General features: G+C 71.4%; 19 protein-coding genes. 17 read left to right on the top strand and 2 right to left on the bottom strand.

The features are described 5' to 3' along the window. Window positions 1-41 precede the first annotated feature (41 nt). From tsaE to trxA, 6 genes are read left to right on the top strand one after another with little or no spacing between them, the layout of a single operon-like run. Complete coding sequence (tsaE, locus tag JAN5088_RS06025; protein WP_055681916.1) at window positions 42-533, top strand: tRNA (adenosine(37)-N6)-threonylcarbamoyltransferase complex ATPase subunit type 1 TsaE; 492 nt, start codon at window positions 42-44, stop codon at window positions 531-533. After that, window positions 530-1,552 carry an aminoglycoside phosphotransferase family protein gene (locus tag JAN5088_RS06030; protein ID WP_055681917.1) on the top strand — a complete coding sequence of 341 codons (1,023 nt, stop codon included), beginning with the start codon at window positions 530-532 and terminating at the stop codon, window positions 1,550-1,552. Before tsaE ends, JAN5088_RS06030 begins: the two co-directional genes overlap by 4 nt. After that, the gene (locus tag JAN5088_RS06035) at window positions 1,549-2,217 is read left to right on the top strand and encodes a nucleotidyltransferase family protein (protein WP_055681918.1); all 669 of its coding nucleotides are present in this window, start codon (window positions 1,549-1,551) and stop codon (window positions 2,215-2,217) included. Before JAN5088_RS06030 ends, JAN5088_RS06035 begins: the two co-directional genes overlap by 4 nt. Then, on the top strand, window positions 2,214-5,156 hold the full coding sequence (locus tag JAN5088_RS06040) for a PD-(D/E)XK nuclease family protein (protein ID WP_055681919.1): 2,943 nt from the start codon (window positions 2,214-2,216) through the stop codon (window positions 5,154-5,156). The genes JAN5088_RS06035 and JAN5088_RS06040 overlap by 4 nt, the downstream gene beginning before the upstream one ends. Further along, window positions 5,156-8,524 (top strand): double-strand break repair helicase AddA, encoded by a 3,369-nt coding sequence (gene addA / locus JAN5088_RS06045; RefSeq protein WP_055681920.1) that lies wholly within the window; start codon window positions 5,156-5,158, stop codon window positions 8,522-8,524. Before JAN5088_RS06040 ends, addA begins: the two co-directional genes overlap by 1 nt. Window positions 8,525-8,566: 42 nt before the next feature. Next, complete coding sequence (gene trxA / locus JAN5088_RS06050) at window positions 8,567-8,887, top strand: thioredoxin (protein ID WP_055681921.1); 321 nt, start codon at window positions 8,567-8,569, stop codon at window positions 8,885-8,887. 58 nt (window positions 8,888-8,945) lie between these two features. On the opposite strand, the gene JAN5088_RS06055 is transcribed toward trxA, so the two are convergent. Beyond that, window positions 8,946-10,304 carry an ammonium transporter AmtB gene (locus tag JAN5088_RS06055; RefSeq protein WP_055681922.1) on the bottom strand — a complete coding sequence of 453 codons (1,359 nt, stop codon included), beginning with the start codon at window positions 10,302-10,304 and terminating at the stop codon, window positions 8,946-8,948. Between the two features lie 248 nt (window positions 10,305-10,552). Between JAN5088_RS06055 and JAN5088_RS06060 the strand changes: the two genes are divergently transcribed. From JAN5088_RS06060 to JAN5088_RS06095, 8 genes are all read left to right on the top strand, one after another. Further along, entirely contained in the window at window positions 10,553-12,712 is a 2,160-nt protein-coding gene (locus JAN5088_RS06060; protein WP_143114563.1) for a transglycosylase domain-containing protein, read from the top strand. 60 nt (window positions 12,713-12,772) lie between these two features. Continuing rightward, window positions 12,773-14,518 carry a type I secretion system permease/ATPase gene (locus JAN5088_RS06065; RefSeq protein ID WP_055681923.1) on the top strand — a complete coding sequence of 582 codons (1,746 nt, stop codon included), beginning with the start codon at window positions 12,773-12,775 and terminating at the stop codon, window positions 14,516-14,518. Beyond that, entirely contained in the window at window positions 14,515-15,813 is a 1,299-nt protein-coding gene (locus JAN5088_RS06070; protein WP_055681924.1) for an HlyD family type I secretion periplasmic adaptor subunit, read from the top strand. Before JAN5088_RS06065 ends, JAN5088_RS06070 begins: the two co-directional genes overlap by 4 nt. 90 nt (window positions 15,814-15,903) lie before the next feature. Next, entirely contained in the window at window positions 15,904-16,359 is a 456-nt protein-coding gene (locus JAN5088_RS06075) for a RidA family protein (RefSeq protein WP_055681925.1), read from the top strand. Continuing rightward, window positions 16,356-17,102, top strand: coding sequence for a glycerophosphodiester phosphodiesterase family protein (locus JAN5088_RS06080; protein ID WP_055681926.1), 747 nt, complete (start codon window positions 16,356-16,358; stop codon window positions 17,100-17,102). The genes JAN5088_RS06075 and JAN5088_RS06080 overlap by 4 nt, the downstream gene beginning before the upstream one ends. A 25-nt stretch (window positions 17,103-17,127) precedes the next feature. Beyond that, window positions 17,128-18,309, top strand: a complete 1,182-nt coding sequence (locus JAN5088_RS06085) for a GNAT family N-acetyltransferase (protein ID WP_055681927.1) — start codon at window positions 17,128-17,130, stop codon at window positions 18,307-18,309. Beyond that, the gene (locus tag JAN5088_RS06090) at window positions 18,306-18,587 is read left to right on the top strand and encodes a 4a-hydroxytetrahydrobiopterin dehydratase (protein ID WP_055681928.1); all 282 of its coding nucleotides are present in this window, start codon (window positions 18,306-18,308) and stop codon (window positions 18,585-18,587) included. The genes JAN5088_RS06085 and JAN5088_RS06090 overlap by 4 nt, the downstream gene beginning before the upstream one ends. Next, window positions 18,584-19,432, top strand: coding sequence for a mechanosensitive ion channel family protein (locus tag JAN5088_RS06095; RefSeq protein ID WP_055681929.1), 849 nt, complete (start codon window positions 18,584-18,586; stop codon window positions 19,430-19,432). Before JAN5088_RS06090 ends, JAN5088_RS06095 begins: the two co-directional genes overlap by 4 nt. A gap of 33 nt (window positions 19,433-19,465) precedes the next feature. Here the strand turns inward: JAN5088_RS06095 and JAN5088_RS06100 are convergent, their stop codons facing one another. Further along, a complete protein-coding gene (locus JAN5088_RS06100; protein WP_055681930.1) occupies window positions 19,466-19,954 on the bottom strand; it encodes a peroxiredoxin in 489 nt (162 codons plus the stop codon). Between the two features lie 75 nt (window positions 19,955-20,029). On the opposite strand from JAN5088_RS06100, the gene JAN5088_RS06105 reads away from it, so the two are divergent. Genes JAN5088_RS06105 through recQ form a run of 3 tightly spaced genes read left to right on the top strand, consistent with a single transcriptional unit; the run spans window position 20,030 to window position 23,867 of the window. Beyond that, entirely contained in the window at window positions 20,030-21,235 is a 1,206-nt protein-coding gene (locus JAN5088_RS06105; RefSeq protein ID WP_055681931.1) for an NAD(P)/FAD-dependent oxidoreductase, read from the top strand. After that, window positions 21,232-21,777, top strand: a complete 546-nt coding sequence (rsmD, locus tag JAN5088_RS06110) for a 16S rRNA (guanine(966)-N(2))-methyltransferase RsmD (RefSeq protein ID WP_055681932.1) — start codon at window positions 21,232-21,234, stop codon at window positions 21,775-21,777. The genes JAN5088_RS06105 and rsmD overlap by 4 nt, the downstream gene beginning before the upstream one ends. A gap of 50 nt (window positions 21,778-21,827) precedes the next feature. Beyond that, window positions 21,828-23,867 carry a DNA helicase RecQ gene (gene recQ / locus JAN5088_RS06115; RefSeq protein ID WP_082429881.1) on the top strand — a complete coding sequence of 680 codons (2,040 nt, stop codon included), beginning with the start codon at window positions 21,828-21,830 and terminating at the stop codon, window positions 23,865-23,867. Window position 23,868 lies beyond the last annotated feature (1 nt).

The following is a 23,868-nucleotide window of genomic DNA, read 5'->3' on the forward strand; positions in this document are numbered from 1 at the left end:
ACCCTTGCGCGTGGATGGCCCGCACGTCTAACTGCCGCCGGATGACGCGCGCGACCCTGACCCTCGACCTTCCCACGCTCACGGCGACCGCAGGCTTCGCGGGCCGCCTCGCGCCCCTCCTGCGCGGGGGCGACGTGATGCTCCTCTGCGGGCCGATGGGTGCCGGCAAGACGGCGCTGGCTCGTGCCCTGATCGGGGCATTGCGCGACCGGGCGGGTCTTCCGCCGGAAGACGTCCCCTCGCCCACCTTCACCCTCGTGCAGACCTACGACACCGGCCCGTTCGAGACCTGGCACGCCGACCTCTACCGCCTCTCCGACCCTTCGGAGGTGACGGAACTGGGCCTCGACGAGGCCTTCCGCGACGCGCTCTGCCTCATCGAATGGCCCGACCGGCTGGGGGCCGACGCGCCGACGGATGCGCTGCATGTCGCGTTGCAGCCGCTGGCGGACGAGACCCGGCGCCTGGCCCTGACCGGCCCGGACGACACCCTCCGCCGCCTCGCCCCCGCCTTTGCGAAGGACAGCCGATGACCGACCGCGCCGCCACCATCGCCGCCTTCCTCGACGCCGCGGGCTGGGGCGCGGCCCGGCGGGTGCCGCTCGCCGGCGACGCCTCGCTGCGCCGCTACGAACGCCTGCACCGGGGCCGCGACACCGCGATGCTGATGGACGCCCCGCCCGAGACGGGTGAGGACGTGCGCCCCTTCCTGCGGATCGGAGACTGGCTGTCTGTGCGCGGCTTCTCGGCGCCCGCGGTCCTGGCGCGCGACCCCGATGCGGGGCTTCTCCTGCTGGAAGATCTGGGCGACGACCTGCTGGCCCGCCATGCCGCCGCCCGGCCGGAGGATGAGCCACGGCTCTACGCCGCCGCGGGCGACCTCCTCGCGCATCTGCACCGGCAGGCACCGCCGGACCTGCCGTCCTACCCCGACCAGATGCCCGACCTCGCGGCCACCGTCTTCGACTGGTACGCCCCGAAGGCCCGCGACCGGCGCGGCGCCCTGCGCGATGCCCTGCGCGATGCCATCGAGCGCACGCTGACCGGGCCGCAGATCCTGGTCCATCGCGATTTCCATGCCGAGAACCTGCTCTGGCTCCCGAACCGCGACGGCCCCGCGCGCATCGGCCTGCTCGACCATCAGGACGCGATGCGCGGCCCGGCGGCCTATGACCTCGCCTCTCTCATCCACGACCCGCGCCGCTCAGTGACGCCGGCAGCGCAGCAGGCGGCGACCGGTGCCTATCTCGCGGCCACCGGCACCGACCCCGACGCGCTGGCCGCGCAGATCGCCGTCTGCTCGGTCCAGCGGTCGCTCAGGATCATCGGGCGGGTGTTCACGCGCCTCTGCCTCCACTCCGGCCGCACCTCCTACCTCCGCTTCATCCCTCCGACCTATGCGACGCTGCAACGCGAACTGCGCCACCCTGCGCTGACAGAGGTGCGCGCCGTCCTCGATGGACACCTGCCCGAACCCGATGCCGCCTGGCTCTCCGACACGGCCGCCCGCGCGGGCACGCTCCGGGGCCGCGACCACGCGGGCGCGCCATGATCGCCGCCATGGTCTTCGCCGCCGGCCTCGGGACCCGGATGCGTCCGCTGACCTGCGACCGGCCCAAGGCGCTGGTGCGCGTCGCGGGGCGTGCGCTGATCGACCATGCGCTCGATCAGGTCGCCGGCGCCGATCCCATCGTCGTCAATGCGCACCACTTCGCCCCCCTGCTGGCGGGGCACCTGGCGAGCCGCGACGTGAAAGTGCTGCACGAAAATCCCCTGCTCGAAACCGGCGGCGGCCTGCGGAACGCCCTGCCGCATCTGGGCGCGGGACCTGTGCTGACGATGAACTCCGACTCCGCCTGGACCGGCCCGCGTGCCCGCGACACCCTGCTCGCCGCCTGGGACGGCGACCGGATGGAGGGCCTGATGCTGATGGTGCCCCCCGCACGCGCCGTCGGGCGCGGCGGCCAGCGGTTCCGGATGGACGCGGACGGACGGCTGGCGCCGGACGATGCCGGCCTGATCGCCACGGGTGTCGGTATCTTCCGCACCGAAGGGCTGCTGGCCGACCCGCGACAGGTCTTCTCGCTGCGCGACCTCTGGTTCGACATGCTGGACCGGGGGCGCCTTCACGGCGTCGAACACCCCGGCCGCTGGGCCGACGTGGGCAGCCCCGATGCCATCGCCCCGGCCGAGGCGATGCTGGCGGCAACCCCATGATCCGGGGCCTCCACGCCGAACCCATGGGCGTCGACTTCAGCCGCACCTTCGCGGAAGGCCTGCGCGCGCGCCTGGCCCGCACCCCGCCCGAGGCGATGGCCCGCGTCACCCTGCTGGTGAACACCTCGCGCATGGCCCGCCGGATCGAGGCGGCGCTCGCGGAAACGGGAGCCACCCTCCTGCCGCGTATCGGGCTGGTGTCGGATCTGGCCCCCCTCCTGCCGCCGGGCGATGCTCCCGTGGCCGGCATCGCGCCACTGGCGCTGCGGCTGCGGCTGACGCGGCTGGTGGCGCACCTGCTCGAAGCGCGGCCCGACCTCTCGCCCCCCTCCGCCGCCTTCGACCTTGCCGGCAGCCTCGCCACGCTCCTCGCCGAAATGCAGGAGGAGGCGATGGATGCCGAGGCCCTGTCCCGCCTCGATGTGGCGGACCTCTCGATCCACTGGCAACGGTCGCTCGACTTCCTGCGGATCGCGACCGACTGGCTGGCCGCCGACGGCACGCTGACGTCCGCGGGCGCGCAGGCGTTGGCGCTCGACCGGCTGCTGGCGCTCTGGGCCGAGGTTCCGCCGTCCGATCCGGTGATCGTCGCGGGCTCGACCGCGTCGCGCGCGCCCACGCGGCGGCTGATGCGCGCGGTGCTGGACTTGCCGCAGGGTGCGGTGATCCTGCCGGGGCTAGACGACGCCATGCCCGACGAAGCCTGGGCCGGACTCACGGCAGGCGACGGGCCGGGCCAGCAGGACCATCCGCAGTACCGCCACGCGGCGCTCCTGGCCGACCTGGGGCTGACCCGCGCGCAGGTGCCGCGATGGGGCCATGCCGCCCCTGCCGTGGCCGCCCGCAACCGCCTGATCTCGCTTGCCCTCCGGCCCGCGCCCGCGACCGATGCCTGGCTGGAGGAGGGGCCGCTTCTGAACGACGTGGCCGGGGCCTGCGCGGGCATCACGCTCCTGCGCGCCCCCTCGCCGGGGGCAGAGGCCGCGGCCATCGCCACCGGCTTGCGCGCCGCGTTGGAACAGGGCCGTCGCGCTGCGCTCATCACGCCCGACCGGGTTCTGTCGCGACAGGTCACGGCGCAACTCGATCGCTGGGGCATCCTGCCCGACGATTCCGCCGGCCGCCCGCTGCACCAGTCGACCCCCGGGCGCCTTCTGCTCCAGACCGCCGCGATGCGCGGCCGCCCGGTCGAGGCCGAGGCGCTGGCCATCGTCCTCAAGCACCCGCTGACCCACGCGGGCGGCGACCGCGCGACGCATCTGGCCCGCGCGAGGGAGGTCGAGGTAGCGCTCCTGCGCAGCAAGCCCCTGCCCTTCCCCACCCGCGCCGCCTTCGACGCCTGGCTGGACGGGCGGGATACGCCCCGCGACGGCTGGGACGACTGGCTCGGGCAGATGCTCGACGCGATGGGCGCACAACCGGCCACGGCGCCGCTCGCCGATCATGCCGCCGGCCACCGCGCCCTGGTCGAGGCGCTGGTGCGGGGCTGCGGCTCCGACGCCGGCCCCCTTTGGTCCGACGAGGCGGGGCGCAAGGCGCGTGCCGTGCTCGATGCGCTCGCCGATGCCGCGCCCGAACGGGGCGAGCCCGTCGAGGCGCGCGATTACGACCGCATCCTCCACGCCCTCCTCTCGGCGGAGGAGGTGCGCGAGACCTACAGCCCCCACCCCGACGTGATGATCTGGGGCGCGCTGGAGGCGCGGGCCCGCAACGCCGACCTGGTGATCCTGGGCGGGTTGACCGACGACGTCTGGCCCGGCCAGCCCACGCCCGACCCCTGGCTCAACCGCGCGATGCGGACGGCCTGCGGGCTGCGCCTGCCGGAACGCTCCGTCGGGCTGTCGGCGCATGACTTCCAGCAGGCCGCCGTCGGGCCCGAAGTCTGGCTCAGCCGCGCGATGCGGACGGCGGAGGCCGACACGGTGCCGTCGCGTTGGCTCAACCGGATCGAGGGGCTGCTGGCCGGCATCGGGCCGGAGGGCGAGGCCGCGCTGGCCGCCATGCGCGCCCGCGGCGACCGATGGCTCGCGCTGGCCGACCGGCTTCACACGCCCGATCCGGCCCGCCACGCCGCCGCGCGCGCCCCGCGCCCCGCGCCGCGCCTGCCTGCGGGCGTCACGCTCGACCGGCTGTCTGTCACGGGGGTCGAGACACTGATCCGCGACCCCTATGCCATCTATGCGCGCCAGATCCTGCGCCTCTCCCCCCTCGACCCGCTGCGGCAGGGGCCGGACGCGCGGATGCGCGGCACGGCGGTCCATGACGCCATGGAACGCTTCGCCCGCGCCACTCCCGACGCGCTGCCCGAAGACGCCGCGCGCCTGCTGCACGAGGCGCTGGAGCAGGCGCTGGACGCGACCGCGCCCTGGCCGGGCCACCGCCGGCTGTGGCTGGGCCGGTTCGGCCGCGTGACCGCCGACCTGGTCGCGGCGGAGGCCGTCCGACGTGCGCGCGGCCGCCCCCTGCACGTGGAGCGCAAGGGCGAACTGCGCTTCGCCGACCCGCCCTTCACCCTGACCGCCCGCGCCGACCGCATCGACGACCGCGGCACGGCGGTGGCGATCTACGATTACAAGACCGGCACCCTGCCGTCGCACAAGCAGCAGGAGCATTTCGCCAAGCAGCTTCTGTTCGAGGCGCTGATGGTTACCGAAGGCGCCTTCCCCGACATCCCCCAGCGTGAGGTGGAGGAGGTGCGGTATCTCTCCGTCGGCTCCGGTTACGCCGAAACCGGTCCCAAATCGCTGGATGCCGACGTGCTGGCCGAAACCCGGGTCCGGCTCCTCGACCTGATCCGGCGCTACGCCACCGGCGCGCCCTTCATCGCCCGGCTCGCCCCCGACATGATGACCTGGGCCAGCTCCTACGACCACCTGTCGCGGCACGGCGAATGGGCCGACACCGACGCCGCCGTGGCCCTGTCCGTGGGCAACCCGTGATGGACGACGACGCACCCGAGTTCCGCCCCGACGCCGCCACGCGCGCACAGATAGATGCGGCCGATCCCGCGGGGTCCGTCTGGCTGGCCGCGAACGCAGGCTCCGGCAAGACTCGGGTGCTGACCGACCGGGTGGCCTGGCTTTTGCTGAACGGGACGGCGCCCGAGCGCATCCTCTGCCTGACCTACACCAAGGCCGCGGCAGGCGAGATGCAGAACCGCCTGTTCGCGCGGCTGGGCCGGTGGACCATGCTCTCCGACGACGCGCTGCGGGTCGAGATCACGCATCTGGGCGCGGGGCGGGGCACGATCCCGACGGACGTGCTGCGCCGCGCCCGCACCCTGTTCGCCCGCGCGATCGAGACGCCGGGCGGCCTCAAGATCCAGACGATCCACGCCTTCTGCGCCTCGCTCCTGCGGCGCTTTCCGCTGGAGGCCGGGGTCTCGCCCGCCTTTTCCGAGATGGACGAGACCGCCGCCGCGCGCCTTCATGCCGAGGTGCTGGACGCCATGGCCTCCGATCCCGAGACGCAGCCGCTGGTCGATGCCGTGGCCGCGCGCCTGACCGACGGCGAGCCGAGCAAGTTCCTTGCCGCCGTGGCGAAGGCCCGCGACGCCTATTCCTCCCCGACCGAAACCGAGTTGCGCGCCGCCCTGGGCATCGGCCCCGAAACAACCGAGGAGATCCGGCAGGAGGCGGCGGGCGAAGCCGCGCTCGACCTGCTCGACACCTTCATCGAAGGGGCGAGCGGCGCGACCGGCAAGACGATGCTCGACCTGACCGAGCGGTTCCGGCAGGCGCGGCTGGCCGATCCCGATACGCGCTACGACCTGCTCGTCGCGGCCTGCCTGACGGCCAAGCTGGAACGGCGCAAGACGGGCGGCTGGCCCAAGGCGGTGAAGGACGGCGACCACGGGCCGCTGGTCGAAACCTTCGACGCGCTCGTGGACCGGATGCTCGATGCCGTGGCCCGCGTCGCGGCGCTCGACGCGCTGGCGCAGACGCGGGCGCTCCACGCCTTCGGCCCCGCCTTCGCCGCGCGGGTCGAGACGCGGAAGGCCGCGCGCGGATGGCTCGACTTCGATGACCAGATCGCGCGGACGCGGCGGCTCCTGTCCACCTCGGACATGGCGCAATGGGTCTTGTTCAAGCTCGACGGCGGCATCGACCACATCCTCGTGGACGAGGCGCAGGACACCTCGCCCGACCAGTGGCAGGTCATCACCCGGCTGGCCGCCGAATTCGGCGCGGGTCAGGGTGCGCGGCCCGACGTGGCGCGCACGATTTTCGTGGTGGGCGACCGCAAGCAGTCGATCTACGGCTTCCAGGGCGCGGACCTGACCGCCTATGAGCGGATGCGCGACACCTTCGCCGCCATGCTTTCCCCCGGCGGGCCGAAGCTGCGCGACCACGCGCTGCGCCATTCCTTCCGCTCCTCGCCGGTGATCCTCGATCTGGTCGACGCCACCTTCGCCGACGGCGGCGGCGTCGGCGCGCCGCCCGAACATCTGGCCTTCTTCGACGACCTGCCGGGCCGCGTCGATCTCTGGCCCGTGATCGAGAAGGAGACGGAAGACCACTCCGATCGCAAGTGGCACGACCCCGTTGACCGCCCCGCGCGCAACGACGCCGACGTGCTGCTGGCCGAACGGGTGGCGGACGCGGTCGAGGCGATGCTGCGCGACCGGGTGCCGGTGAAGCGCGGTGCCGATCGCCGCGCGATCCGGCCCGGCGACATCCTGATCCTGCTGCAACGGCGCAAGGCGCTGTTTCACCACATCGTCCGGGCGTGCAAGGCGCGGGGGCTCGACCTGGCGGGGGCAGACCGGCTCAAGCTGTCGGACGACATGGCGGTCAAGGATCTGGTCGCCGCGCTGACCTGGGCCGCCACACCCGACGACGACCTGTCGCTGGCCGAGGTGCTGCGCTCGCCGCTGTGCGCGGTGGACGAGGCGGGGCTCTTCGCGCTGGCCCACGGGCGGCGCGGGCGGCTCTGGGACGTGCTGCGCGACCGGGGCGGCGATCCGGCGGGCCTTGCCATGCTGACCGACCTTCTGCGCGTGGCCGACATCCTGCGCCCCTACGAGGTGCTGCAGCGCATCCTGATCCGCCACGACGGCCGCCGCCGCCTGCTGGGGCGACTGGGCCCGGAATCGGCCGAGGCCATCGACGCCCTGCTGGCGCAGGCGCTGGCCTACGAACAGCTGGAGACGCCCAGCCTGACCGGCTTTCTCGGCTGGCTCGCTTCAGCCGATGTGGACGTGAAACGTCAGGCCGGGTCAGGCTCGATCCGGGTGATGTCGGTGCACGGCGCCAAGGGGCTCGAATCGCCCGTCGTCATCTTGCCCGAAACCATGAAGCGCCAGGAGAAGGTTCCCTCGGGCATCCAGCGCCTGCCCTGCGGCACCCCGGTCTGGATGCCCCCCGCCGCCAACCGCTCTCCCGCGCTGCACGATCTGGTCGAGGCGCGGGCACAGGCCGAGGCGGAGGAGCGCGACCGCCTGCTCTATGTCGCGATGACGCGGGCCGAAAGCTGGCTGATCGTCGGCGCGGCGGGCGACACCGGGAAGGAGCGGACTTCGAGCTGGCACAACATGGTCGCGGCCGGGATGGAAGCGCGGGGGGCCGAGCCGCACGACTACGGCTTCGGCGAGGGTCTGCGACTGCAATCCGGCGACTGGGCGCCGGTGCAGGACGCAGTCGCCGACGTTCCGGACACGGCGGACACGTCCCCCGACTGGCTGGAAACCCCCGTTCCCCCCCCCGCGCGACCCGTCCTGCGCATCGCGCCCTCGGGCCTGCCCGGCGCCAAGGCGCTGCCGGGCGAAGGCGAGGGCGACCCCGCGGCGCTGCGGCGCGGCACGGCGGTCCACCTGCTGCTGGAGCATCTGCCCCGCCTGCCCCGCGCCGACTGGACCGTGCGCGCGCGGGCCATCCTGTCGGCGGCCGGGCTCGGTGATGTGGGCGACCCCGCCGACCTTCTGTCGGAAGCGCGCGCGGTGCTGGAGGCACCCGACCTCGCCCACGTCTTCGCGCCCGGGACCCTGGCCGAAGTGCCCTTCGCTCTGCCCGGCACCGATACCCGCCCCCCGGTCTTCGGCACCATGGACCGCGTGATCGTGACCGACGCCGAAATCCGCATCGTGGACTTCAAGACGAACCGCATTGTCCCCCACACCCCCGCCGACACGCCCGCCGGCCTGCTCGCGCAGATGGCCGCCTACCGCGAGGCCGCGATGGCGATCTGGCCGGGCCGCCGGGTCCGCGTGTCGATCCTGTGGACCCACGCTCCCTCGCTCATGGATCTCCCCGACGATGTTGTAACGGTCGCGCGCGCTGCCATTGACCCGGAGAGGCCGCCTGCCTAGCTGTTCAGCACAGCGCCCGGCGCATCAATGCAGGAGTATCCCATGGCCACCATCGCAGCCACCGACGCCACGTTCGACGAAATCGTCAAACAGTCCGACATCCCCGTCATCGTCGATTTCTGGGCCGAATGGTGCGGCCCCTGCAAGCAGATCGGCCCGGCGCTGGAAGAACTGTCCGCCGAATACGACGGCCGCGTGAAGATCGTGAAGGTCAACGTCGACGAGAACCCGTCGAGCCCTGCTGCCATGGGCGTGCGCGGCATCCCCGCCCTCTTCATGTTCAAGAACGGCGAAGCCGTGGACCAGAAGATCGGCGCCGCGCCCAAGGCCGCGCTGAAGGACTGGATCGAAGGCGCCGTCTGATCCCTTCGCCCGATGCACCGAAGGCCCCCGTCGCCACCGCGACGGGGGCCTTTTCCGTTCAGCCCCGCGCGAACTCGGGATAGGCCTCCATCCCGAGCTCCGCGATGTCGAGGCCGGTGACCTCGTCCTCCGGGCTCACCCTGATGCCGGTCAGCGCGGCCAGCACGGTCCAGGTCGCGAAGCTTGCGGCGAAGACGAAGCCGCCCACGGCCGCGACGCCCACGGCCTGCATCCCGAAGGACGCGTCGGCGGTATGGACGGGCACCACCAGCGTGCCCCAGACCCCCGCAAGCAGGTGGACGGGAATGGCCCCCACCACGTCGTCGATGCCCATGCGGTCGAGCATCGGCACGGCCAGCACGACGATGCCGCCGCCCACCGCGCCGATCCACAGCGCTCCGAAGAGCGACGGGTCGAGCGGCCCCGCCGTGATCGACACCAGCCCCGCCAGCGCACCGTTCAGCACCATCGTCAGGTCCACCTTGCCGTAAAGTGCCTGCGTCAGCCCCAGCGCCGCCAGCGCGCCTGCCGCCGCCGCCATGTTGGTGTTGACGAAGATGCGGCTGATGTCGGCCGCGTCGGCAATCGTTCCGAGTGCCAGCTGCGACGCGCCGTTGAAGCCGAACCACCCCAGCCACAGGATGAAGGTGCCCAGCGTCACCAGCGCCAGGTTGCTGCCCGGCATCGCCACCACGCGCCCCTCGGCGTCGTATTTCCCCAGCCGCGGACCCAGCACGATGGCCCCGGCCAGCGCGGCGCAGCCCCCCGCGGCATGGACCAGCGTGGACCCTGCAAAGTCGCTGAATCCCGCCTGCGCCAGCCAGCCGGTGCCCCATTGCCAGGATGCGCCGATGGGATAGATCGCGCCCGTCAGGACCACGGTGAAGGCGAGGAATGGCCAGAGCCGGACCCGCTCGGCCAGCGCACCCGACACGATGGACGCCGTGGTCGCCACGAACATCAGCTGAAAGAAGAAATCCGACCCGACCGAGGCATAGGACAGGTCGGCGATGGCCTCCGCGCCGGGCCCCACGGGCTCCAGCACGGTAGGGGCGAAGATCGCGCCGACCACGCCGGGGACGATCCATGCGTCGGGCCAGAGCCCCGTCGCGGCATCGAAGGCGCCCGGATACATCAGGCCGTAGCCGCAGATCCAGTACATCACCGCCGCCACCGAAAAGAGGGCCACGTTCTTGGTCAGCTGCATCGCCACGTTCTTGGACCGGACCAGCCCGGCCTCCAGCATGGCGAACCCGGCGGCCATCCAGAAAACGAGGAACCCGCCCACCAGAAACAGCAGCGTGTTGAAGATGAAGGCGGTATCGGCGGCGGTGGCGTATTCGATGTCGGCCGGTTGCGCGGCGGCCCAGCCGGGCGTCAGAACGACGGCGAGTGTCGTCAAGGTGCGGTATGTCATGGGCGTCTTCCCTCGGGGATTCAGGTCGGCCCATCCGGCCCCCGAAGGCGGCCGCGCGCAATGCGACGGGGCCTTCGGCCGCCGCCCCCACGGACCGGTGCCGCATTTTCGATCACGGATCGCGCACGATGCCTGCATTTCGGGCACGACATGAATGCTGCGGACGCAAAGGAATCGCGCTACGGGGTGCACAATCCGCGCCGACGTCGCTATGTTCGCGCAAAACCCGTCCAATGGGATGAGCAGTGATGGCCAAGTCCGCCAAGACACGCCTGGTCGCAGACAAGCGGCGCAGCGCCCCTCCGGCGGCCAAACCCGCCCCGAAGAAGCGTGTCCGCCGCAAACCCGCGCGCCGTCCGCGCGGCCTTTTGGGCTGGCTGCTGGCGCCGGTGCGCTTCCTGCTCCGTCTGGCCTTCGCGGTCGCCTGGCGCGGTGCGGCGGTGGTCGCGCTGATCCTCGCGGTGGCGACGATCTGGAACTACACCCGCATCCCCGACATGGCGACGCTGGCCGACGGGCGGGCGCGCGGCTCGGTCACGCTTCAGGACCGCGAGGGACGCACCTTCGCCTGGCGCGGCGACAACTACGGCGGGCTCGTCACCATGGACGGTGTGGCGCCAGTGCTGGCTCAGGCCGTGATCGCCTCGGAGGACAAGCGGTTCTACGGCCATATGGGCGTAAGCCCGCGTGGCATCGCGGGTGCCATGCGGACGAACATCGCGGCGGGGCGGGGGCCGTTCTCCGGCTCGGGCGGCTCGACCATCACGCAGCAGGTCGCGAAGCTTCTCTGCCTCGGGCAGGACTGGGACCCCTCGCTCGGCATGACCGAGGCGGAGTTCGAAGACGACTGCCGCGCCGGCTCCGTCTGGCGCAAGCTCAAGGAAATTCCCTATGCCTTCGCGCTGGAGGCCAAGTTCACCAAGGACGAGATCCTGGCGATCTATCTCAATCGCGCCTATCTCGGCGCCGGCGCCCGGGGCTTCGCGGCGGCCAGCCAGCGCTATTTCGGCAAGTCGGTGGCGCAGCTCGACGCGGCCGAGGCGGCGATGCTCTCGGGCCTGCTGCCCGCGCCGTCCTATTACGCGCCGACGAACAACCTGCAACGCGCGCAGGACCGCGCCGAGACCGTGCTGCGGCTGATGCGCGACCAGGGCTATCTCAGCACCGCGGAGTTCACCCATGCGGTCGAGACCCCCGCCACCCTGTCGCCCGCCGCGCGCCAGGACACCGGCGGCTATTTCGCCGACTGGGTCATGTCCGACGGCCCCGATTTCCTGACCGACGACACGACCGAGGACGTGATCGTCCGCACCACGCTGGACCAGCGCATCCAGAAAGCGGCGGAGGAGGCGCTGGCCGAGGTCTTCGCCACCAAGGTCTCGCCCGGGTCGGAGGCGCAGGCGGCAATCGTGGTGATGTCCGCCGACGGTGCCGTGCGCGCCATGGTGGGCGGGCGCGACACGCGGGGCGGCGGGCAGTTCAACCGCGCCATCCAGGCGGTCCGCCAGACCGGCTCCAGCTTCAAGCCGTTCGTCTATGCCGCCGCCCTCGATCTCGGCAGCCGGTTCGACGACTTCATCCTCGACGCGCCGCTCACCATCCAGGTACCGGGGTCCGGGCCCTGGTCGCCCGAGAATTACACCCGCAACTATTCCGGCGACGTCACGCTTACCGAGTCGCTGGCGCGATCGCTCAACACCTCGACGGTGCGCCTGTCGCAGCAGGTGGGCCTCGACATCGTGCGGAACGTCGCGCGCCAGTTCGGAATCGACAGCGACCTGGCCGAAGGCCCCGCGCTGGCCCTCGGCGTCAGCGAATCGACCCTGCTCGAGATGACGGGCGCCTATGCCGGAATCCTGAACGGCGGCACCTCGGTCACGCCCTACGGCCTGACCTCGCTGACGCTGCGCGGCGACACCGATCCGCTGCTGGACCACGACAGCGGGCTGGGCGAGCGGGTGATCCAGGAACAGGCGGCGCGGCAGCTCATCTACATGATGTACCGCGGGATCGAGGACGGCACCGGCCAGCGCGCCCAGCTGCCCGACGGCCGGCCCGCCGCGGGCAAGACTGGCACGACGCAGGCCGCGCGCGACGCCTGGTTCATCGGCTTCACCGGCGACTACGTCGCGGGCGTCTGGATGGGCTACGACGACAACACGCCGCTCAAGGGCGTGACCGGCGGCGGCCTTCCGGCCGAGATCTGGCGCGAGACCATGATGCGCGTCCACGATGGCCTGCCGATCCGGCCCCTGCCCATGATCGACCCGGCCGCGGAGGCCCGACCCGCCCCCCAGATCGTCCGCCAGGACCCCGTCCCGGAAGCGCAGCTGCCGGCCGAGCGGGAACCCGACCTGGCGGAACGCATCCTGATGGACGTGCTCGGCGGAATCTTCCGGCGGAATTGACGAAATATTCATGTTAAGGGGCCACGAACCCCGAACGACCCGCAGCGGAGCCCCCACGGCATGAAGACACCTCGCCCCACCAACCGGGTCTCCGGCGCGGAGGAACTGGCCGCCGTCCGTGGACGGGTCAACGGCCTTCTGGTCATGGTCTTCGTCTTCTCCATGGTCGTGAACGCGCTGATGCTGACCGGGCCGCTCTACATGCTGCAGGTCTACGACCGCGTCCTCGGCTCCCGCTCGGAGGAGACGCTGATCGCGCTCTCGGTGCTGGTCACGTTCCTGTTCCTGATGATGGGCGTGCTCGACCATGTGCGCGGCCGCGTGATGGCGCGGGTGGGCGCGCGATTCCAGTCGGCGCTCGACGGACGGGTCTTCGCGGCCCACCTGAAGCGCGCGGCGGCGACGCCCGGCGGCGCGGGCATCCGCAACCCCCTGCGCGACGTCGAGGCGGTGCAGCGGCTGCTCGCCTCACCCGTGTTCCTCGCGCTCTTCGACATTCCCTGGACGCCTCTCTTCATCGCGGCCATTTTCATCTTCCACCCCTACCTGGGCTTTCTCGCCGTCGGCGGCGGGCTGGTTCTGGTGCTGCTGGCGCTGGTGAACCAGTCCACGACCGCGGGCCCAATGGCGCAGGCCAACACCGCCGCCGCCCGCGCCGAACTCACCGCCCAGCAACTCGCGTCGGAGGCGGAACTGGTGCAGTCGCTGGGGATGCGGGGGGCTGCCTTCGACCGCTGGCAGACCGCGCGCGAGACGTCGCTGGCGCAGTCCATGGCCTTCTCCGACCGCTCCGGCTTCTTCACGGTCACGACCAAGACGCTGCGGCTGTTCCTGCAATCGGCCATGCTGGGCCTCGGTGCCTGGCTTGTGCTGCAGGGGCAGATGACGGCCGGCGCGATGATCGCGGGGTCGATCCTGATGGGCCGCGCGCTCGCCCCGATCGAGATGGTGATCGGCCAGTGGCAGCTGGTGGATGCCGCCCGCAAGGGGCGCGCATCGGTCGTCGAGCTCCTCGACCGGGTGCCGCCCGACACGCCACGCACGGCGCTGCCGCGTCCCCGCGCGCTGCTGGTGGCTGAGAACGTGACGCTGGTGCCCCCCGGCGCCTCGCAGGCGTCGCTGCGTGGCGTGTCCTTCACCCTGAAACCCGGACAGGCCATGGGCGTCATCGGCCCCTCGGGCGCGGGCAAGTCGTCGCTGGCGCGCGCCGTCACCGGCGCCTGGCCCCCCGCCGGCGGCAAGCTCCGGCTCGACGGCGCGACGCTCGACCAGTACGACCCCGACGTGCTGGGCGGCCACATCGGCTATCTGCCCCAGACGGTCAGCCTGTTCGACGGCACCATCGCCGAGAACATCGCCCGCCTTCAGCCCGACGCCGACCCCGCCCGCATCGTCGAGGCGGCGAAGAAGGCCGCGGCCCACGACATGATCCTGCAACAGCCGTCGGGCTACGACACCGTCGTCTCGGCGGTGGGCGGGCGGCTCTCGGGCGGCCAGATCCAGCGCATCGGCCTCGCCCGGGCCATGTACGGCGATCCGGTGCTTTTGGTGTTGGACGAGCCGAACTCCAACCTCGACAACGAGGGGACGATGGCGCTGAACCGCGCGATCAAGGCGCTCAAGGCCGAGGACAAGTCGGTCATCATCATCGCGCACCGCCCCGCCGCCATCCAGGAATGCGACGTGCTCCTGATGCTCGAACACGGTGCGCGCACGGCCTTCGGCCCGCGCGAGGAGGTGCTGCAGAAGATGGTCAAGAACCATGCCCAGATCACGCAGGCCCAGCGCCCCGGGGGCGTGACATGAGCGCGCCCGGCCGCTGGTCCGCCGTCCGCCCCATGACGCTGGGGCTGCTGGGGCTGCTTTTGCTGTTCGGCGGCTTCGGCACCTGGGCGGTGATGGCCGACATCTCGGGCGCCATCGTGTCGTCCGGCCGCGTCGCCGTCGACAGCAACCGCCAGGTCGTCCAGCACCCCGACGGCGGCGTCGTGACCGAGATCCTGGTGCGCGAGGGCGACCGGGTGGAGGCAGGCGAGGTGCTGATCCGCCTCGACCCGACCGACCTGCGCTCGCAGGCCGACATCCTGCGCGGCCAGCTTCAGGAGATCGCGGCCCGCACCGCACGCCTGACGGCCGAACGCGACGACCTCGAGGAAGTGACCTTCTCCGACGACCTGCTGGAAGCGGCCCGGACGAACGCCGACGTTGCCGACATGATCGAAGGCCAGCGCAACCTCTTCGACGCCCGCGCCGAGACCCGCGCCCAAGAGGTCGAGCAACTCGCCCGCCGCAAGGAACAGATCGCGAGCCAGGTCGACGGCATCGCCGCCCAGTCGGAGGCGCTGGAGCTGCAACTGGGCTTCATCCGCGAGGAACTCGACGCGCAGAAAAGCCTGCTGGAGCGCGGGCTGGCCCAGGCGCCCCGCGTCCTCAATCTTCAGCGGGAGGAAGCCGCGCTCCTGGGGCAGGCGGGGGAATTCACGGCCACCGTGGCCGAGTTGCGGGGCCGCACCACCGAAATCGACCTCGAGATCCTGAAACTGCGGACGCAGGCGCGCGAAGGTGCCATCACCGAACTGCGCGACCTCCAGTTCCGCCAGATCGAACTGGCCGAGCAGTACCGCGCCATCCTGCAACGGATGTCCCGGCTCGACATCACCGCGCCGGTGGACGGCGTCGTCTACGACATGCAGGTCTTCGCCGAACGCAGCGTGATCCGCGCCGCCGAACCGGTGCTCTATCTCGTGCCCCAGGACCGGCCCCTGGTGATCCAGACGCGGGTCGACCCGATCCATATCGACCAGGTCTTCCCCGGCCAGCCCGCGACCCTGCGCCTGCCCACCTTCGACGCGCGCACCACGCCGGAGCTGTTCGGCTCCATCGTCCGGGTTTCGCCCGACGCCTTCACCGACGAGCAGACCGGCGCCACCTACTATCAGGCCGAAGTCCTGCCCGACGAGGGCGAGATCGACCGCCTGGGCGATCTGGTGCTGCTGCCGGGAATGCCGGTCGAGGCCTATCTGCGGACCGACGACCGCAGCCCGCTGGCCTATCTGGTCAAGCCGCTGGCCGACTACTTCAACCGCGCCTTCCGGGAGTGATGGGCCGGGAGTGATGGGCCGGGCGGCGCTTGGCATCCCGCGCCGCCCGTGTCAGCAAAGGGACGACCAACCGACAGGAGCCTGCGTCCCATGTCCTTCACCGAAACCCTCGCCCGCATGGGCGTCACCCTGCCCGATGCCCCCGCGCCGGCCGCGAACTACGTCCCCGCGATCCGGGCGGGCGACCTGCTGTTCGTCTCGGGGCAGATCTCCAGCGGCCCGGACGGCCTCATCAAGGGGCGGCTGGGTGACGGCATGTCCATCGAGGACGGCGCCGCCGCCGCGCGCCACTGCGCCATCAGCCTGCTGGCGCAGGTCCGCACCGCGATGGACGGCGATCTCGATCGGTTGCAGCAGGTGGTGAAACTCACCGGCTTCGTGAATTGCACCCCCGATTTCACCGACCAGCCCAAGGTCATCAACGGCGCCTCCGACTTCCTGGTCGAGGCCCTGGGCGAGTCCGGCCGCCACAGCCGCTCGGCCGTGGGCGCGGTCCTGCCTTTCGGCGTCGCGGTCGAGATCGAAGGCATCTTCCGCGTCCGATGACCCTGCCCGCGGCCTTCCTGCGCGGGCACATCGCGCACCGCGGCCTGCACGGCCCGGACCGGCCGGAGAACTCCATGGCGGCTTTCCGGGCCGCCATCGACCAGGGCCTCGCCATCGAACTCGACGTGCAGCCATCGTCCGACGGCGTCGCCATGGCCTTCCACGATACGGACCTGCACCGGCTGACCGGACAGGCAGGGCGCACCGACGGAACCGACGCCGACACGCTGTCGCGGACGCGGCTTCTGGGCGGCGATGGCGGCGTGCCCCGCCTGTCCGAAGTGCTGGCGCTGATCGCGGGCCGCGTGCCCTTGCTGATCGAGATCAAGGACCAGGACGGCGCCATGGGCTCCGACGTGGGGCCGCTGGAGCGCGCGGTGATCGACGCGCTCGACGGCTATGCGGGCGACGTGGCGGTCATGTCCTTCAACCCCCATTCCGTCGATGTCTTCCGGCGCGAGGCGCCGCACATCCCCCGCGGCCTCGTGACCGCGCCCTTTCACGCGCACCAATGGCCCGACCTGCCCGACGCCACCCGCGCGCACCTTGCCGCCATCGCCGATTTCGACCGTACGGGCGCGTCCTTCGTCAGCCATCAGGCCGATGCGCTCGACATGCCCGTCGTGGCCGAACTGCGCGCACGGGGCGTGCCGGTCCTCTGCTGGACCGTCCGTTCCCCGGCGGAGGAGGCGCTGACCCGCCGCCATGCCGATGCCGTCACCTTCGAGGGCTACTTGCCTTGACGCGCCCGCGCCCCACCTGACGCGGATGTCCGAGACCCAGATCGAGATCAGCGTCCTGCCTTCGCTGGAGGCCATCGACGCCGCCCAGTGGGATGCCTGCGCCCGTGCCACGGGCGACGGCCCCCCGCCCGACCCCTTCACCACCCACCGCTTCCTCGGTGCGCTGGAAACCAGCGGCAGCGTCGGCCCCGGCACCGGCTGGCAACCGCAGCATCTGGTCGCACGGGCGAACGGGCAGGTCATCGCCTGCGCGCCGATGTACGCCAAGGGCCACAGCCAGGGCGAATACATCTTCGACCACGCCTGGGCGCAGGCCTGGGAACGCGCGGGCGGCGATTACTACCCCAAGCTGCAGATCGCCGTGCCCTTCACACCCGCGACCGGTCCCCGCTTCCTGCTGCGTCCGGGCCTGGAGCAGGTCGGGTTCGAGGCGCTTGTGCGCGGCGCCACGCAGCTCACCGACGCGAACGACCTATCGTCGCTGCACGTCACCTTCTGCACCGAGGCCGAGCGCGCGGCGGGCGAGGCGATGGGTCTTCTGGGCCGGTCCAGCCAGCAGTACCACTGGTTCAACGACGGCTACGCCAGTTTCGACGACTTCCTCGCCGCGCTCTCCAGCCGCAAGCGCAAGACCATCCGCCGCGAACGCGCCGTGGCGCAGGGCTTCGGCGGCACGATCCGGTCCTATACCGGCGATGCCATTCGCCCCGAGCACTGGGACGCCTTCTGGCGGTTCTATCAGGATACGGGCGCGCGCAAATGGGGCCGCCCCTATCTGACCCGCGCCTTCTTCGACGAGATCCAGGCCCACATGCGCGACGACGTGCTGCTGGTGCTGGCCGAACGGGGCGGCGTGCCCGTGGCGGGCGCGCTGAACTTCATCGGGCGGGACGTGCTCTACGGCCGTTACTGGGGCGCTGTCGAACATCACCCGATGCTGCATTTCGAGCTCTGCTACTATCAGGCCATCGACCATGCCATCGCCCGCGGTCAGGGCCGCGTCGAGGCGGGCGCGCAGGGCGAACACAAGCTCGCCCGCGGGTATCGTCCCGTCACCTGCCACAGCCTGCACCACATCCCCAACGCGGGCTTCCGCCGCGCGGTGGAGCAATTCACAACGGCCGAGGCCCGCGCCGTCGAACAGGACATCGAGGTGCTGACCGCCTGGGGCCCCTTCAGGCGCAACACGGTGGAGGAACAGGAATGACCCGACCGCAGATCCCCGACACCGCCATCCCCGACGGCTGGACGCGCGACGGCGACGCCATCGCCCGCCGCTTCACCTTCGCGAACTTTTCGCAGGCCTGGGGGTTCATGTCCCGCGTGGCGCTCCTGGCCGAGGCCGCCGATCACCATCCCGACTGGCGCAACGTCTGGAACCGGGTGGACATCCGGCTGACGACGCACGATGCCGGCGGCCTGACGGCGAAGGACACCGACCTCGCCCGCGCGATCAACGACCTGAAAGACGACCACCGCACATGAACGACTTCCTCTCGACCGAAATCTACGCCGGGCGCACGCTGGGCGATTTCATCTCGCTCGAATTCCTGGCCAGCATCTTCGGCAGCATCCTCGCCGCCATCCTCGTGCTGTTCGCGGGCTTCCTCATCGCCGGCTGGACCGCCCGCCGGATCGAGGGCATCGCGCGCAAGCATCCCCGCCTCGACGCCACGCTGTTCGACTTCCTGGCCAATATCGCGCGCTATGCGATCATCGGCCTGTCGTTCCTGATCGTCCTCAACACCTTCGGCATCCAGACGACCTCCCTCGTGGCGGTCATCGGTGCGGCGGGCCTCGCCATCGGCCTCGCCCTGCAGGGGACGCTGTCGAACGTGGCGGCCGGCGTCATGCTCATCTTCTTCCGGCCGCTCAAGGTGGGGGACTATGTCACCATCAACGGCGAATCGGGCACGGTGAAGTCGATCAACCTGAACTTCACCGAGCTCGCCAGCATCGGGAACTTCCAGATCATCATCCCCAATTCCGAGGTCTGGGGGAACACGATCATCAACTATTCCGCCTATGACACGCGGCAGGCGGAATGGACGTTCCAGGTTGCCTATTCCGCCGATCTGGAACTGGCCGAACGGGTGATCCACGACACGATCACATCCGACCCGCGCTTCCTACCGGACCCGCCGCCCCTCATCAAGGTGACGGAACTGGGGGCGAGCAGCGTGGACATTCTCGTGCGGGCCTGGGTGGCACGCGCGGACTTCTTCATCTTTTCCAAGGACATGACGCGCGAGGTCAAGCTGGCTCTCGACCGTGCGGGGGTCGAGATTCCGTTCCCCAACCGCACCGTCCACATCGTGCGCGACGACTGACGGACGGGGCGTCGTGCCCCGCCCGCCCCGGCCTCAGAGCTCGGCCAGCAACGCCTCGCCGCCGGACGTGTCGCAGACGCCGGGATTGTCCTCGACGTGCAGGGTGCGGATCACACCGTCCTCGACCAGCATCGCATATCGCTTCGACCGGTTGACCAGCCCCTTCGGCGGGGCCGAGAAGGTCATGCCCACCGCGCGGGTGAAGGCGCCCTCGGGGTCGGCCAGCATGTGCAGCCCCGCCTCCGCCGCGCCGGTGGACTTGGCCCAGGCATCCATGACGAAGGGGTCGTTCACGGCCACGCAGACGATGGTGTCCACGCCCTTCTGCGCGAAATCGTCCTTCGTGCGGATGAAGCTCGGGACATGCGACGTGGTGCAGGTGCCGGTATAGGCGCCGGGCACCGCGAACAGGGCGATGGTCTTGCCAGCCGCCAGCCTGCCCAGCGACACCGTCTCCGGCCCCCCCTCGCCCAGCCGCATCAGCTCGGCCTCGGGCAGCTTGTCACCTTCGGAAATGGCCATGAAACGCCTCCTCGCGTTTGAAGTTTCCACGCGCCGGTTATAGCTGTCCGCCCATCCCGCCACCAGTGAGGCCGCATGGATCATATCGCCGTCATCGGCGCCGGACAGGCCGGGGCCACCCTTGTCGAGACGCTGCGCAAGCAGGGCTTCGATCGCCGCATCACGCTCTGGGGCGACGAACCGCTGCCCCCCTATCAGCGCCCTCCGCTCTCCAAGGGGTATCTATTGGGCGAGATGGCGCGCGACCGCCTGCTGCTCCGGCCCGCGTCCTTCTACGACGATCAGCGGATCGAACTGCATACGGGCAGCCCCGTCCTGTCCATCGACCCCGCCGCCCGCACCCTGACCCACGGGGGCGGCACGATGGCCTGGGACGCGCTGGCGTTGACCACGGGATCGCGCCCCCGGACACTGCCCGCGACCGTCGGCGGCACGCTCGGCGGCGTCTTTACCGTCCGCACGCTGGCCGACATCGACGCCATGGCGCCCGCCTTCCGCGAGGGCGCGCATCTTCTGGTCGTGGGCGGCGGCTACATCGGGCTGGAGGCGGCGGCCGTCGCCCGCAAGCGGGGCCTGCGCGTCACCCTGATCGAATCCGCCGACCGCCTGCTGTCGCGCGTCTCCAGCCCCGAAACCGCCCGCTGGTTCGCCGAAAAGCACCGCGCGGAGGGCGTCACCATCCGCGAGAATGCCACGCTGGAACGGCTCACCGGAACCGGCCGCGTCGACGGCGCGGTGCTTTCCGACGGCACGCATCTTTCGGTCGATGCGGTGGTCTGCGGCATCGGCATCCTGCCCGACGTGTCGCTGGCGCAGGCGGCAGGCCTCGTCATCGACGACGGCATCGCGGTGGACGGCCAAGGGCGTACCTCGGCCGCCGGCATCTGGGCCGCGGGCGACTGCTGCTCCTTCCCGTGGCGGGGGGGGCGGCTGCGCCTCGAATCCGTGCCCCATGCCATCGACCAGGCGGGCGTCGTGGCGCGCAACATCCTGGGCGCGGAGGAGACCTATGAACCCCGTCCGTGGTTCTGGTCCGACCAATACGACGTCAAGCTGCAGATCGCGGGCCTCAACACCGGCTACGACCGCGTCGTGGTCCGCGACGGCGACGGCCGGTCGCATTGGTATTTCCACGGCGACACCCTGCTGGCCGTCGACGCCATGAACGACGCCCGCGCCTACATGGTGGGCAAGCGCCTGATCGAGGCGGAGCAGTCGCCTGACCCCGCCGCCGTGGCCGACCCGCAGGTGCCGGTCAAATCGCTGCTGCCCGCCGCATGAGAATTGTGGGCGGCCTCTGGCGCGGGCGGCGGCTGACCCCGGTGGGTCAGGGCGATGCGGCCGCGCACCTGCGACCCACGGCCGACCGCGTGCGCGAGTCGATCTTCAACCTGCTCCTCAACGGCGGCCATGCCGACCGGCTCGACGGCACGCGCGTCCTCGACGTCTTCGCGGGCACCGGCGCCCTGGGGCTGGAGGCGCTGAGCCGCGGCGCGGCGACCGCCACCTTCATCGAACAGGGCCGCCGCGCCCAGGCCATCCTGCGCGCCAACATCGCCCTGCTCGACGCCCCCGCCCGCGTCCTGCCCCGCGACGCGCGCAAGCCGGGGCCGGGCACGCCCCACGACCTGCTGTTCCTCGACCCACCCTATGGCAAGGGCCTGGGCGAAGCGGCCGTCGCGGCCCTCCTCTCCGCCGGCTGGATCGCCCCCGGCGCGCTGGTGGTGTGGGAGGAGGCGACGCCCCCCGCCCTCGGCCCCCTCACCCCCGTGGACCAGCGCCGCTACGGCGACACGCTGGTGACGCTCGCCACCGCGCCCTGATCGCCCGCTCACGCCTTGCCCGCGGCGGCCCCATGTGTGATTCCCCCACCATGACCGCCACCGATCCCCGCACGCTCCTTGCCTCCGTCTTCGGCTTCGACGCCTTCCGTCCGGGGCAGGAGGAGATCGTGGAGGCCGTCTGCGCCGGCCGCGACGTGCTGGCGATCATGCCCACAGGGGGCGGCAAGTCGCTCTGCTTCCAACTGCCCGCGCTGGTGCGCGACGGGCTGACGGTGGTGATCTCGCCGCTCATCGCGCTGATGCGCGACCAGGTCCGCGCCCTGCAGGAGGCAGGCGTCTCCGCAGGCGCGCTGACGTCGGGCAACACCGAGGAGGAGACGGCACAGGTCCGGCAGGCCATCACCGAGGGGCGGCTGAAGCTCCTCTACATCGCGCCCGAACGGCTGGCCTCCACAGCGACGGAACGGATGCTGCGCCGCGCCGACACCCGCCTCATCGCCGTGGACGAGGCGCATTGCGTCAGCCAGTGGGGCCACGACTTCCGCCCCGACTACCTGCGGATCGGCGAGTTGCGGCGCACGCTCGGCGTGCCGCTCGCCGCCTTCACCGCCACCGCCGACGCCGAGACACGGGCCGAGATCGCCACCCGCCTGTTCGACGCCCCGCCGCAGGTCTTCCTGCACGGCTTCGACCGTCCAAACATCGCCCTGTCGTTCCAGCCCAAGGACGGACCCCGCCGTCAGGTCCTGTCCTTCGCCGCCGCGCGCAAGGGCCAGTCGGGCATCGTCTACTGCGGCACCCGCGCCAAGACAGAAAGCCTGGCGCGTGCGCTCCGCGAGGATGGGCACTCCGCCTGCCATTACCACGGCGGAATGGACGCGGGCGACCGCCGCGAGGTGGAGCGGCGCTTCCAGCAGGAGGACGGGCTGATCGTCGTGGCCACCGTCGCCTTCGGAATGGGCATCGACAAGCCCGACATCCGCTGGGTGGCCCATGCCGACCTGCCCAAGTCGATCGAGGCCTATTACCAGGAGATCGGCCGCGCCGGCCGCGACGGGGCGCCCGCCGACACGCTGACGCTGTTCGGCGCCGATGACATCCGCTACCGCCGCCAGCAGATCGACGAGGGGCTGGCCCCGGCGGGCATGAAAGGCGCCGACCACGGCCGCCTGAACGCCCTTCTGGGGCTGGCCGAGGCGCAGAAATGCCGCCGCCAGACCCTGCTCGCCTATTTCGGCGAAAACACGGCCCCCTGCGGCAACTGCGACCTCTGCGAAAGCCCGCCCGACCTCTTCGACGCCACGACCGAGGTGCGGATGGCCCTCTCGGCCATCCTGAGGACGGAGGAACGCTTCGGCACCGGCCACCTGATCGACGTTCTGACGGGCACCGACACCGACAAGACGCGCCGCTTCGGTCATGATGCGCTGCCCACCTGGGGCGTCGGCCGCGGCACCGCCCGCCCCCGGTGGCAGGCGATCTTCCGGCAGATGATGGGGCTCGACCTCGTGCGGCCCGACGCCGAGCGCCACGGCGCGTTGCGGATGACCGACCCCGCCCGCCCGATCCTGCGGGGCGAGGCCAGCGTGACGCTCCGCCGCGACAGCGTGGCGCGAACCGAGCGGCGCCCCGCCGTCAAGCAACTCGTATCGGAGGAGGACGCGCCGCTGCTGTCCGCGCTCAAGGCGAAACGCCGCGCCCTGGCCGAAGCGCAGGGCGTCCCCGCCTATGTCGTCTTCAACGACCGCACCCTGATCGAGATGGCCGAGACGAAGCCCGCCACCCTCGACGCCATGGCGCGCATCACCGGCGTGGGTGCCACCAAGCTCGACCGCTACGGCGCAACCTTCCTCGCCGTCATCACGGGTGAGGCACCCGATCCCGTCCACCCCGCACGCCGCAAGCTCGCGGGGCGGGAGCAGGGGGCGATCTACGACCGGCTGCTCTCGGCGCAGAACGACCTCGCGCGGGGGGAGACCGGACAGGACAAGCCCATGACCTGCACCTCGGCGCAACTGGCCCGCGTCGCCCGCGCGCGCGCCGACGCGGACGAGGTGGCGCGCATCCTGGGCCCCCGCCACGCCGAACGCTTCGCAGATGCCTTCCTCGACATCCTGCAAGGCGGCTGAA

The organism is Jannaschia rubra, from assembly GCF_001403735.1.
GTDB classification, from domain to species: domain Bacteria; phylum Pseudomonadota; class Alphaproteobacteria; order Rhodobacterales; family Rhodobacteraceae; genus Jannaschia; species Jannaschia rubra.